The organism is Brucella sp. IR073, assembly GCF_049065735.1.
Classification (GTDB): domain Bacteria; phylum Pseudomonadota; class Alphaproteobacteria; order Rhizobiales; family Rhizobiaceae; genus Paramesorhizobium.
The window spans coordinates 118878-130672 of the sequence record NZ_JBAKHD010000001.1 but is presented as its reverse complement, the minus strand read 5'-3'; the positions used below and the strand labels follow the sequence as shown (position 1 = coordinate 130672).

Genomic DNA, 11795 nt, shown 5'->3' with positions numbered 1-11795 from the left:
CAAGATTGCCGTCAGTGCGCTGCCTTAACCACCCCCACCCGACCCTGCGGGCCACCCTCCCCGCAAGGGGGAGGGAAAGAAACGAACCGCTTTCAGGAGAATATGAATGTCCGCCGACAAGCGAATTCTCGACATTACCGACCGCATTCGCGAGCGCTCCAGACGCACGCGTGAGGCCTATCTCGACCGCGTGCGGCAGGCGGCGACGAGGAAGCCGGCGCGGTCGTTTCTGGGATGCGGCAATCTCGCCCATGGTTTCGCCGCCTGCGGCCCGGCGGACAAGGCGGATCTGGCGGGCGATGTGGTGCCGAACCTTGCCATCATCACCGCCTATAATGACATGCTGTCGGCGCATCAGCCCTATGAGACCTTTCCGCAGCTGATTAAGCAGGCGGCGCGCGAGGCGGGCGGCGTGGCGCAAGTGGCGAGCGGTGTGCCCGCGATGTGCGACGGCGTCACGCAAGGGTTCGCGGGCATGGAACTGTCGCTGTTCTCGCGCGACGTGATCGCGATGGCAACGGCGGTGGGCCTTTCGCATGATATGTTCGACGCCGCCGTCTTCCTCGGCGTCTGCGACAAGATCGTGCCGGGGCTGATGATCGGCGCGCTGACCTTCGGGCATCTTCCCGCCGTGTTCGTCCCCGCCGGGCCGATGACCACGGGCCTGCCGAATGACGAGAAGGCGCGCATCCGCCAGCTCTATGCGGAGGGCAAGGTGGGCCGCGCCGAACTGCTCGAAGCCGAGTCGAAATCCTATCACGGGCCGGGCACCTGCACCTTCTACGGCACGGCCAATTCCAATCAGATGCTGATGGAGATCATGGGGCTGCACCTGCCGGGCGCCTCCTTCATCAATCCCGGCACACCCTTGCGCGACGCCTTGACGAAGGAAGCGGCGAAGCGCGCGCTCGCCATCACCGCGCTCGGCAATGAATATACGCCTGTCGGCGAGATGATCGACGAGCGCTCCATCGTCAACGGCGTCGTTGGACTCAACGCCACCGGCGGCTCGACCAACCACACCATTCATCTGATCGCCATGGCGGCGGCAGCGGGCATTCAGCTGACATGGCGCGACATCGCCGATATTTCCGACGCGGTGCCGCTGCTGGCGCGCGTCTATCCGAACGGGCTTGCCGATGTGAACCATTTCCACGCGGCGGGCGGCATGGGCTTCCTCATCCGCGAACTCCTCGACGCCGGGCTGCTGCATGAGGATGTGCGCACCGTCTGGGGCGAAGGCCTGCGCCCCTACGCCATCGAGCCAATGCTGGACGAGGCCGGCAATGTCGCGCGGCGCCCCGCACCGGCAACGAGCGGCGACGAGAAGGTGCTCGCGCCCGCCTCGCAGCCGTTCCAGCCGAGCGGCGGCATCCGTGTGCTGATCGGCAATATCGGCAACGCCATCATCAAGATTTCCGCCGTCAAGCCGGAGCGGCATGTGATCGAGGCCCCTGCCCTCGTCTTCGACAGCCAGGCGGCGCTCAACGAAGCCTTCAAGGCGGGCAAGCTCGACCGCGATTTCGTCGCCGTCGTCCGCTTCCAGGGGCCGAAGGCCAACGGCATGCCGGAACTGCACAAGCTGACCACCGTGCTCGGCATATTGCAGGATCGTGGCCGCCGCGTCGCGCTCGTCACCGACGGGCGCATGTCCGGCGCCTCCGGCAAGGTGCCCTCCGCCATCCATGTGACGCCGGAAGCGCTCGACGGCGGGTTGATCGGCAAGATCCGCGACGGCGATATCGTGCGGCTCGATGCCGTCGCCGGGACGCTGGAGGTGCTGGTGAGCGCGGCGGAACTGGCGGCGCGGGAGATAGATAAAGTCGATCTTTCGGGCAACCAGTTCGGCATGGGCCGCGAACTGTTCACCGCCTTCCGCCAGATTGCGGGACGGGCGGATCAGGGCGCTTCGGTGTTTTGAGGCGGTGATACACCCTTCCTTCCCCCTTGCGGGGAAGGTGCCCGCGGAGCGGGCGGATTGGGGGTGGTGACGTTTGTGCTTGCTTCGAAAAGCCGTGGCGCAAACGTCACCACCCCCATCCGACCCTATCGGGCCACCCTCCCCGCAAGGGGGAGGGAAGGCGCGAGCTTAATACCCGCAGCGTAACTTAAAACCTCGGGCTTGCCTTCCCCGCCATCCGATAGGCCGATATGACCGTATTGGCCATCAGCATGGCAATGGTCATCGGCCCGACACCGCCCGGGACCGGCGTTATCGCGGCTGCCACTTCCGCAGCTTCGGCATAATCCACATCGCCGACCAACCGTGTCTTGCCTTCGCCCTTTTCCGGTGCGGGGATGCGGTTGATGCCGACGTCGATGACGGTCGCGCCCGGCTTCACCCAGTCGCCCTTCACCATTTGCGGACGGCCCACGGCGGCGACCAGGATATCGGCGGTGCGGCAGAGGGCGGGCAGGTCTTTCGTGCGGCTGTGGGCGATGGTCACCGTGGCGTTGGCGTTCAGCAGCAATTGCGCCATCGGCTTGCCGAAGAGGTTCGAGCGGCCGATGACCACCGCGTTGAGGCCGGAAAGATCTTCGCCATGGGTGCGGCGGACGAACACCATCGCGCCGGCGGGGGTACAAGAGACCAGACCCGTTTCCAGATCGCCGGTGGCCAGCTTGCCGGCATTGACAACGTGGAGGCCGTCGACATCCTTTTCCGGCAGGATCGACTGGATCACCGGCTCGGATTTCAGATGTTTCGGCAGCGGCAGTTGGACTAGGATGCCATGGATCGAGGGATCGCCGTTCAGCGAAGCGACGAGCGCCTCCAGCTCCTCCTGCGTCGTCTCGGCGGGCAAGGTGTGCTGGACGGATTTGAAGCCGCACTCCTTCGCCATCCGGCTTTTGGAGGCGACATAGACGTGGCTGGCCGGGTCGTCGCCGACGATGATAACAGCGAGACCGGGAACAACGCCCGTTTGCGCGGCGAGCTCGGAAGTCGCCTGCTTCACCTTGCTCAAGACATCCTCGGCAACACGCTTGCCGTCAATTACCTGCGCCATTCGCAACTCCTGTGGCTCATCGCATCATTGCAGTGCAATAATCGGCCAAACCGGGCATGACAACCGCCAAAAAGCGACGTCTCGGATTAAAGGAACGGCTTGTTGAACGGCTTTGGGGCTACGCCTTTGCCCTCGCCCGGCGCTTGGCGGCGGCGAGGCGGGTTTCTCCGGCGTCTGACGATGGGCTGCCCGCGTCATGCACCGGGGGCGGCGTGTCGTCATAGCCGGCTGCATTCCGTCCGCCGCCGAAGAGGGCGGCATAGATGCCGCGCAGAATGGCGATACCGAGACCGGCGAAGAGGCCCAGCACGAGGCCTGCCAGAAGGACGGTGCGGCGCGACGGCCCCAGCGGCTCGAGCGCCGGGCGGGCGCCGGAGATGACGCGCACATTGGCCGTGTTGAAGCCCTGCTGCTCGCCGGTTTCGCGGGTGCGCAGGAGGAACGCCTCATAGACGGTGCGCTGGGCGTTCGCCTCGCGCTCCAGCTCGCGCAGCTTGACCATGTCCTCGTTGTTTCCGGCGTAGCGCACCTTCAGCTGCGCAAGGCGAGCAGAAAGATCCTTTTCCTGCTGCTGCGAGCGTTGCAGATCGACCTGCATCGCGTTGCGGATGCGGCGAAGTTCCGCTTCCACTTCGCGGCGCAGCCCTTCGGCCTGCGACTGCGCCTGGATGAGCGCGGGATGGCGCGGGCCGAGCTTGGTCGCCAGCCCCTCCGCCTGCTGCCGCGCGGCGGCATATTGCGAGCGCAGCGCTGTGATGGCGCCGGAATTGAGCCCCTCGGGCAAGCCGCTGGTGAAAAGGCTGTCCGCCGTCGTGCCATTGAGCGATTCCACGCGCGCCCTGAGGCGAATGGTTTCAGCGCGGGCGGCAGAGAGCTGGCTGTTCAGATTGGCGACATCGTCATCGGTGATGAGCCGGCCCTGCACATCGACCAGATCATGCTCGGCCTTGAACTTCTGAACCGCACTGTCCGCCTTCTCGACATTGGCCTTCAGATTGGCGAGGCGCGCGGACAATTCGCCGGTGGCGCGCTTCGCCAGCTCGGAATCGAGGACGCCCAGCTGCTCCTGGAAAACATTGGTGATGATATTGGCGAGCTCAGCCGATTTCTCCGGCTCACGGGTCTTCACCGTCACTGAGACGATGAAGCTTTTGGGATCGCGGGAAACGGTCAGGCTCCGGCGAAGATTGGTCAGGACCTTGGTTTCGAGGCTCGTCTCATCCTCCGTGCCCGGCCCCGACAGAAGCTGGCGCAGGGAAGCGATGAATCCGCCGATGACCCCCGGTTTCATAGAGCCATTGAACTCGGGGTCTTTCATGAGCCCCGCCTGATCGATGACCTTGGTCAGCACGCTGGCGGAATCGATGAGCCGGGACTGACTTTCGATCACGGCGAGCGCGGCGTCACTCGGCAATTGGTCTGGCGTCAGGTCGATACCGACCGTCTGGATGCTGCGCGGATTGACCAATATATCCGCCGTGGAGGCATACATTTTCGGCAGCGAAAGGCCATAGGCGACGCCGAGGATGATGCCAAGCAGGGTGGTGGCGATGATGAGGTTGCGCGAACGGCTGATGGCATCGAGAACGATGCGCGGATCGACCAGCGGCTTCCATTCGTCGTCGTGATCGTCTTCCTGATGATAGTCCTCGCGGCGCGGCGCGGCCCTTCGGCGGCGCACCGGCTCCTCATCGTGCTCGGCCGGCGCGGCGATGGCCTGCTCGCGGCGCGTCTCGCCCGGCGCCAGCCGCGCGCGCAGATCCGCCTCGACAGCGGCCATCTCCTCGCGAATGCGCGCCTCCTCCGCCTTGCGGGCGGGTTCGTCATCTTCCACGGCTTCGGTTTCGCGGACATGGCGCTCCAGTTCAGCCATTCGCCGGGCATGGGCCTCCCGCCGGCGTTCCGCTTCGTTCTCGCGGCTGGATTTGGCGGATTTGGCGGGCGCGCGTGGGCCTTCCGGCCCCTTCTCGGGATCGGGCTTTTCTATAAACGACAGAAGCGGCTTCGCTGCGCGCTTCTTCTGTTCGTCTTCCGGACCCGTCATCCGATATTGCCCATCCTCGTGATCTTGGTTAAGCCAAACTAAATCCGCATGTAAAAGAAATCGTTAAAATGCGGCAACATAGAGAGACGCTCGCTTGCTCATTTCCCGGCTAAAACAGCAGGCGGGACCCCTGCGCGATTACTTCTCGCTGATCAGCGGCTCGGCGGGGCGGCTCGTCATTTCGCTGGCTTATTTCGTCGCGCTGGCCAACACCCTTTCCATAGGCAGCTTTGGCGTATTTGCCACCGCGTCGGCGACCGGCGTGGTCCTATCGCGGCTGGTTTCCTTCGGCTTCGTTTCGCCGCTCTACCGCATCGCCACCGTCAAGCCGCAACTCCTAGGGACCTACACGGCGGGCTATCTCGCAGCCATCGTGCTGTCCCTGCCGGTGCTTGCCGCCGCGGGCTGGGCAATCCACGCACTGTTCTTCGGTGACGACATAAACCTTTTGGGCTTCGCGCTCATCATCGCCGCCGAGGCGCTGTTCTGGCGCTCGACGGAAGCGATCATCATCGTCAATAACGGCCTCAACCGGTTCGGGCGCGGGGCGATCCTCACCGTTTTGGGCACGGCAATGCGGGCGGTCGCCGCCATGCTCTTCGCCTTTCTTTCGGCAAAGGGCGATCTTGCCCATTGGGCGTGGTGGTATTTCATCGCGAACGGTATTTCGCTCGTCGTCGCGCTCTGGTTCTACCCCCGGGTGCGGCTGCGTTTTGCGCCGGCGCTTTACGTGCGCCATGTCACCGATGCCCTGGCCGTGACCGGCGCGGAGATGCTGTTCTATGTGCAGAGCGAGCTCGACAAGCTGCTGGTCCTGAGCCTCGGGGGCCCGCGCATTGCCGGCGTCTACGCCATTTTGATGCGGCTGGTCGATCTGACCGCCATGCCCATCCGCTCGTTCAACATGATGCTGGTGCAGCGGCTGATGCGCAAGCCGGACATGCTGGCCTCGCTTAAAGTCAAGGCGGGGCTGGAATGCGGGGTGTTTCTCGTTTCCACGCTGGCGCTCGCGGCGCTCTCGCTGTTTCTCTATTTCGTCCCCAATGCGCTGGGGGACAAGGTGGCGCAGATCGTCGTGCTGCTGCCGTCGATTTTTCTCGTTCCGGGCTTTCGCAATCTTACCGAATATCAGGCGGAGCTTCTCTATGCCCGCGGCCAATCGGCCCGGCGTACGCTCAACCTTGCCGTGCTGACGGGAGCGAAAGGCGTCGCGATATGGCTCCTATTCACGCATTTTAGGGCGGATGACGCCTGGGTCGTTTGGCTGAACGTCGTGTTCGCCGCGCTTTACCTCATTTCGCTGTGCCTGACCTATTCGGCGCTCCGGCGGCCTGCGAAGCGCGTCTGATCAGATCAGGGCATTCTTCAACGCGGTGAGGAAATTGTCCCGCCGCCGCGCCTGCCAATCATCCGCAGCCGGGCTTTCCGTCATCGCCTGGCGCAGGGCATCGGCAAAGGCGTTCGGGCTGTCAGCGGCTTTCACGCGGGCGGGCAGACCATCAAGGCCGCGCAGCGCGAAGGAGGTCGCGATCACGGGGCGGCCGATGGCAATGGCGTCGAGCGTCTTGATCTGGATGCCGTCGCCGGCGACGGAGGGGACGGCAATGACCCGGCCGGTCCCGAGAAAAGCGGCGGCATCGGGCACGCGGCCCAGAATATCGACATTCGCGAAGCGGCCGCGCAGATCCTCCGCGCCCGAGCCGCCGACCCTGATCTTCAAGCCAGGCACGAGCGGCACGACCTCACGGCAGAACCAGTCGAGCCCTTCCCGGTTCGGCCCCCAGCTCCAGGTGCCGAGCAGCGCGACATCCCATTCGGGCTCGCCGAGGCGGAAGGAAGCGGGAAGCGGCATGGGAGGCACGGGCAGCACCGTGACCGAGGAAGCGCCCATTTGCCGGAACTCGCGCGCCTGCGCCTCGGTGAGCACCCACACGCCCCTGATGGCACGGGCAAGCCGCGCCTCCATCGCCTGCATCAGCCGGGCCTCGCGCGTGAAAAGCGCACGGCGCAGCGCGTTGCCATGCCGCGCCTGGCCCGCATAAAGCAGCCCCTCGCAATTGTGGGAGACATGGATGAGCGGTCTGCCCTCAACGAGCGGCAGAAGCCAGCCCATCTGCGCATGGTCTATGACGATCCAGTCCCAGTTACGCTCGCGAAGCGCGCCTTCAAGCGCCGCGACATAGGCGGAGCCCCTATATTTCGCGCTCGAATAAGCATTGCGGGCAAGAGCGGCCCCAGCCAGCCATTTCGCAGCATGGAGCGCCGCGCCGCGCGTCTCGATGGGGCGGTGCTCGACCAGCACTTCGCCCTCGTGAGCGGCATAGCCCGGACGGCCATAGCCGAGCACCCGCACGTCAGCGCCAAGCGCGCGGAGGCCCTCGATGATGTGGGCGCTGACGATCTCACCGCCGGTGCGGCCTTCGCCGGGCAGCACGGTCGTGAGGAAAAGGATCGAGCCGGGTCCCTCCCCGGTCATGGACTTTTCCGGCGCAAATCGTCGGCGATTGCGCCGAGGAATTTCCAGCCGTCGATGAAATAGCGGCGGAACAAGCGACGCGGCTCGCAGAGGAAGCGCCAGAGCCATTCGGCGCCGATCGACCGCATCAGTTGCGGCGCGCGCTGCACCGTCCCGACATAGAAATTGGGGCTGGCGCCGAACGCCAGGGCAAAGCAAGGCCCGATCCGATGGCGGTGCCGGTCGAGCCACAATTCCGACTTGGGCGCGCCGACGCAGAAGAACAGATGCGTCGTGCCGGCGTCGGCGATACGGCGCGCGAGCGCGGAGGAATAGGCCTCATCCTCCTCGAACCCGAAGGGGGGAATTTCCGTCTCAACCTGTCCGAACCCTTGCGAGCCGAGCTTTTCGGCAAGGCGTGCGGCGGTTTCTTCATCGGAGAGGACGAAGAAAGGCCGGTGCCGCGCCGGGTCGAGCCGCGCCATAAGGGCGGGAAAGAGGTCGGCGCCGGTCACGCGCCCCGGCAGGGCCACGCCGCGCCAGCGCGCGTAAAGGAAAACGGGCGTTCCATCCGCCGTCACGATGGCCGCGCGGTCATAGGCCTCGCGAAAGGCAGGATTGCCGCGCATCTGGACGATATGGTCGAGATTGGCGGTGAAGAACATCCGCGCCCCGCCTTTGAGCGGCTGGGGCGCGCGGATCAGGTGCTCCACCAGGGCTTCCGCGCCGGCATTCGTGAAGCGAAGGCCGAATATATCCTGCGGAAAGCGCTTCATAGTCTCAAATTGCACCGGTAGCGCTCTCATCGTCAGGCCAAGAGTTTGCGCAGGGAGCCAAGGTCCGTTCCGGTGAAGGATTGAACGCCGATGGCAACCTGCTCTGATGTCATGGAGGCGACCAGTTGCTGCAACCCGTCGCCCGAAAGGCTGGGGCCCTCCCAGTAAACCCGGCAGAACTGCAGGGCATCGTGAAAATGCCCCTCCCCGCCCTGAATTTCATCGACGAAGCGGCCATAAACGAGACATTCGGAAAAATGCCGCCGCATGGCGATGGCCTCGACCCAATGGCGCTGGTGCAGCATCTCGAGGTGGCGGATCATGGCAAGCACGGTCTCCCGGCGCCAGGCGATCACGGTCGAGATATAATCATCCCTGTTATCCGCGCCTTGGGCTAAGCCCAGAACCTCGGCTGCGTTCCGCGCCCAATCTGCATGGCTGGTATGGCCGGCGTGGCTATCCATCGGCAGCGCCCCGTCGCGCCGGTAGAGCCGTAGACGCCCATCGCGCCAGAAGACGGAGAGGTCGAATGGCTTCAGAAACACCACATCGGAATCGCAATAGACAAGCGCGGCATCCGAAACCTGCTGCGCAATGGCAATGCGGCGAAGCTGTTGCACATGCCAGCCGTGCAGCGGCGCGAGGCGTGTGCTGAGCCAGACGCGCCGGCGGAAGAAGCCGCTGGGATCGGGAACGCTGTGGAGCCAGGAGGGCAGCAGGTCGCGTTCGTCGATCACTTCCCTGCGCGGACCTTCGAGCTGGCGGAAAAGCGCCACATCATGGCCGGCGACGAGGAGATAGTGCTTCTGCGCGCCGGTGACGAAACGGTCAATGCTCTCGCAAAGCAGCCGGCAGCGTTCGAAATCCGCCTGATAGCTCGGCGTCACCAGAGACGCCGTCCCGCTCACGCGGCGCTCGATTTCCGCCACGGCCTCGGTTGAAGCGAGCACGCCAGCCTCCGGCATTATAACCCATATCCTGCCGCCAGCTTACCGTCAGGCACAAGCAAGGTGACAAAAAGAAGAGGCATGGACCCACCAAACACAAACGCAGCAAACACTTATATGTTTGCCCTAGGATGATAAGCAGGCGAAATGAAGGCTTGATTAACCGGGCGCGGAAGGGAATCTATGGCGCCGAATATTTCCAGGAAACAGGCATGAGCCAACCGCTGCCCGACAACATCACGCTCCTTGTCCAGTCGCCGCAATTGCGCAAGGACGAGGTGGAGGCGGTGGTGACGATCCCGACCTTCCGCCGACCCGACCATCTGCTGAAGACGCTGTATTCCGTCAAGGCTCAGGCGACCGGGCGGCGCTTCGCCATCATCGTCATAGAAAACGATGCCGAGGGACAAGAGGGGGCCGCGGCGGTTCGCTCGCTCTTTGCGGATGGCACCTTCGAGGGATTGCTGATCGTCGCCCGCGACAAGGGCAATTGCAACGCCTACAATGCCGGCTGGCGGACGGCGCTCGTGCATTTCCCGAATTTCTCGTCGCTGCTCGTCATCGACGACGACGAAATCGCCGATGAGAACTGGCTGGAAAACATGGCGGCTGCCGGGGAACGCTATGGCGCCGATATCGTCGGCGGTCCGCAAATCCCGGTTTTCGAGCGGCCCGAACAGGCCGAATGGGCGGCGCATCCGATCTTCACGCCGCGTTATGACCGCAGCGGGCCGGTGGCGGCGCTCTATTCCTCGGGCAATCTCCTGATTTCCCGGCGGGTGCTGGAGGCGATGCCCTATCCCTTCCTCGATCCCATGTTCAATTTCATGGGCGGCGGGGATGCCGATTTCCTCGACCGGAGCGTTGTCAAAGGCTTCCGCCTTGCCTGGTGCGCGGAGGCGCCCGTTCGGGAGACGATCCCCAGCCGGCGGCTAGAGCGGGACTGGATTCGGGCGCGAGGCCTGCGCAACGGCGTGATTTCCACGCTGGTCGAAAAGCGCAAGCGGGCGGATGAGCCGCTGGGCCGGCTTCGCGTCATCCTCAAAAGCCTGGCATTGCTCGCCTTCTCGCCTTTCAAGGCCGCCGTCAAAGGGGTAAAGTCCGGCTCGCCCGCGACCGGCTTTTATTATATCCATATCGGCCTTGGCCGGGTTTTGGCCGAATTCGGATATGCCAATGAGCAATATCGCCAGCCTGAAAAGAACTGAAAGCCCTTTGCCTGCCCCGCCCTTAAGCTCCCTACGGTCGCTGGCGGGGACCCGCGTCATGCCCGCTGCCGTCTCCATGCGCATGGTGGCGGCCCTCATCGGCGCGCTGATCCTGTCGCTGCTGCTGATCTCGTTCCGGCCCTATTTTCCTGAAGGCACGGATAAGGAAAGCGGCGACCTCGTCAATCAGCTGGGCTTCAGCGGGCTCGGTGTCCTCGGTGTTCTCTCGGTGCTGATGCTGGCGCGCCCGCGCACCATCGGCGCGATGGCAAGCCCGCTCTGGCTGGTGATGCTCGGCTTCGTGGTCTTCGCCGCGCTGATCTCGCCCGACCCGCAAGTGGCGCTGCGCGCTTTTCTCTTCACGCTCATCGCCATGACCGCGACCATATCGGTGCTCTGCCTGCCGCGCGATGCGGATGGCTTTTCGCTGATCTTCACGCTGACGGCAGCCCTGATCCTCATTCTTTCCTATACGGGGATTGTGCTTGTGCCCGATCTTGCAACGCATGGGGCCGATATTCTGGAGCCGCAGAATTCCTTTCTCTGGCGCGGTGTCTTTTCGCACAAGAACGTGGCTGCGCCCGTCATGGCGGCGTTCTTCTTCGCCGGGATTTATCTCATCCGGCGGCGCTGGTTCGTCACGGGCGGCTTGATCGCCCTTGCCGCGCTCGGCTTCGTGTCGGGGGCCGGCTCGAAAACCTCGACCGCGCTCGTGCCGCTCGTCGCCATCCTCGTGGGCGTGCCGGGCATATTCGGACTGAGGCCGCTTGCGGCGGCGCTGGTGCTTGCGACGCAGATCGGCTTTTTCTTCTTCACGCTCGGCGTCGTGCTGTTTCCGCCGGTCGCGCGGCTCATCGGCGCGTTTCTTCCTGCGCCCTCCTTCACCGGACGCACGGATATCTGGCGCTTTGCGCTGGAAATGCTGGAGAAAAAGCCATGGACCGGCTACGGCCTCGGCGGCTTCTGGTCGACGCCGACAGCCCTTTATGCCGCGCGGCCCTATTATCTCGATTGGGACGTGCGCGGCATCGTCCATGCCCATAATGGCTATCTCGACATCGCGGTCACCATGGGGATTCCCGCGCTCGTTTGCGCGGTCATCGTCATCATCTTCATGCCGCTCCTCGATTACCTCCGCTGCCGCCGCAACCGCGAGAACGTGCTTCTGGCTGACTTCTTCATGATGGTGCTGACCTTCTCGACGCTGAATGCCTTTCTCGAAAGTTTCTTCTTCCGCCGGGCCGACCCGGTCTGGCTGATGCTGGTGTTCGCCCTCTTCGGGCTTCGCATGACGGCACGGGTGATTATCCCGTCGCGGGTCAGCAGTTGACCGCGCGCTCGTCCATCGTCAATGTAC

At 64.2% G+C, this 11795-nt stretch carries 9 protein-coding genes; 4 read left to right on the top strand and 5 right to left on the bottom strand.

Annotated features, from left to right (window positions below):
* Positions 1-106 precede the first annotated feature (106 nt).
* Entirely contained in the window at positions 107-1921 is a 1815-nt protein-coding gene (gene edd / locus ACOWVG_RS00640) for a phosphogluconate dehydratase (protein ID WP_420959440.1), read from the top strand.
* A gap of 187 nt (positions 1922-2108) precedes the next feature.
* Here the strand turns inward: edd and folD are convergent, their stop codons facing one another.
* Both folD and ACOWVG_RS00630 read right to left on the bottom strand, forming a co-directional pair.
* The gene (gene folD / locus ACOWVG_RS00635) at positions 2109-3008 is read right to left on the bottom strand and encodes a bifunctional methylenetetrahydrofolate dehydrogenase/methenyltetrahydrofolate cyclohydrolase FolD (protein WP_420959438.1); all 900 of its coding nucleotides are present in this window, start codon (positions 3006-3008) and stop codon (positions 2109-2111) included.
* Between the two features lie 118 nt (positions 3009-3126).
* Entirely contained in the window at positions 3127-5052 is a 1926-nt protein-coding gene (locus tag ACOWVG_RS00630) for a GumC family protein (RefSeq protein WP_420959436.1), read from the bottom strand.
* 94 nt (positions 5053-5146) lie between these two features.
* On the opposite strand from ACOWVG_RS00630, the gene ACOWVG_RS00625 reads away from it, so the two are divergent.
* Complete coding sequence (locus tag ACOWVG_RS00625; RefSeq protein ID WP_420959434.1) at positions 5147-6400, top strand: lipopolysaccharide biosynthesis protein; 1254 nt, start codon at positions 5147-5149, stop codon at positions 6398-6400.
* Here the strand turns inward: ACOWVG_RS00625 and ACOWVG_RS00620 are convergent, their stop codons facing one another.
* The 3 genes from ACOWVG_RS00620 to ACOWVG_RS00610 are packed head-to-tail and all read right to left on the bottom strand — an operon-like array spanning position 6401 to position 9233.
* Positions 6401-7528 carry a glycosyltransferase gene (locus tag ACOWVG_RS00620; RefSeq protein WP_420959432.1) on the bottom strand — a complete coding sequence of 376 codons (1128 nt, stop codon included), beginning with the start codon at positions 7526-7528 and terminating at the stop codon, positions 6401-6403.
* The gene (locus ACOWVG_RS00615) at positions 7525-8298 is read right to left on the bottom strand and encodes a WecB/TagA/CpsF family glycosyltransferase (protein ID WP_420959431.1); all 774 of its coding nucleotides are present in this window, start codon (positions 8296-8298) and stop codon (positions 7525-7527) included. The genes ACOWVG_RS00620 and ACOWVG_RS00615 overlap by 4 nt, the downstream gene beginning before the upstream one ends.
* A 17-nt stretch (positions 8299-8315) precedes the next feature.
* On the bottom strand, positions 8316-9233 hold the full coding sequence (locus tag ACOWVG_RS00610; RefSeq protein ID WP_420959429.1) for a DUF6492 family protein: 918 nt from the start codon (positions 9231-9233) through the stop codon (positions 8316-8318).
* A gap of 209 nt (positions 9234-9442) precedes the next feature.
* On the opposite strand from ACOWVG_RS00610, the gene ACOWVG_RS00605 reads away from it, so the two are divergent.
* Both ACOWVG_RS00605 and ACOWVG_RS00600 read left to right on the top strand, forming a co-directional pair.
* On the top strand, positions 9443-10438 hold the full coding sequence (locus tag ACOWVG_RS00605) for a glycosyltransferase family 2 protein (RefSeq protein WP_420959427.1): 996 nt from the start codon (positions 9443-9445) through the stop codon (positions 10436-10438).
* A complete protein-coding gene (locus ACOWVG_RS00600) occupies positions 10407-11768 on the top strand; it encodes an O-antigen ligase family protein (protein ID WP_420959425.1) in 1362 nt (453 codons plus the stop codon). The genes ACOWVG_RS00605 and ACOWVG_RS00600 overlap by 32 nt, the downstream gene beginning before the upstream one ends.
* Positions 11769-11795 lie beyond the last annotated feature (27 nt).

What these genes read in the sequence shown, in the direction of transcription:
- edd (WP_420959440.1), top strand. Translation starts at nt 107, where the DNA reads ATGTCCGCCGACAAGCGAATTCTCGACATTACCGACCGCATTCGCGAG.
- folD (WP_420959438.1), bottom strand. Translation starts at nt 3,008, where the DNA reads ATGGCGCAGGTAATTGACGGCAAGCGTGTTGCCGAGGATGTCTTGAGC.
- ACOWVG_RS00630 (WP_420959436.1), bottom strand. Translation starts at nt 5,052, where the DNA reads ATGACGGGTCCGGAAGACGAACAGAAGAAGCGCGCAGCGAAGCCGCTT.
- ACOWVG_RS00620 (WP_420959432.1), bottom strand. Translation starts at nt 7,528, where the DNA reads ATGACCGGGGAGGGACCCGGCTCGATCCTTTTCCTCACGACCGTGCTG.
- ACOWVG_RS00605 (WP_420959427.1), top strand. Translation starts at nt 9,443, where the DNA reads ATGAGCCAACCGCTGCCCGACAACATCACGCTCCTTGTCCAGTCGCCG.
- ACOWVG_RS00600 (WP_420959425.1), top strand. Translation starts at nt 10,407, where the DNA reads ATGAGCAATATCGCCAGCCTGAAAAGAACTGAAAGCCCTTTGCCTGCC.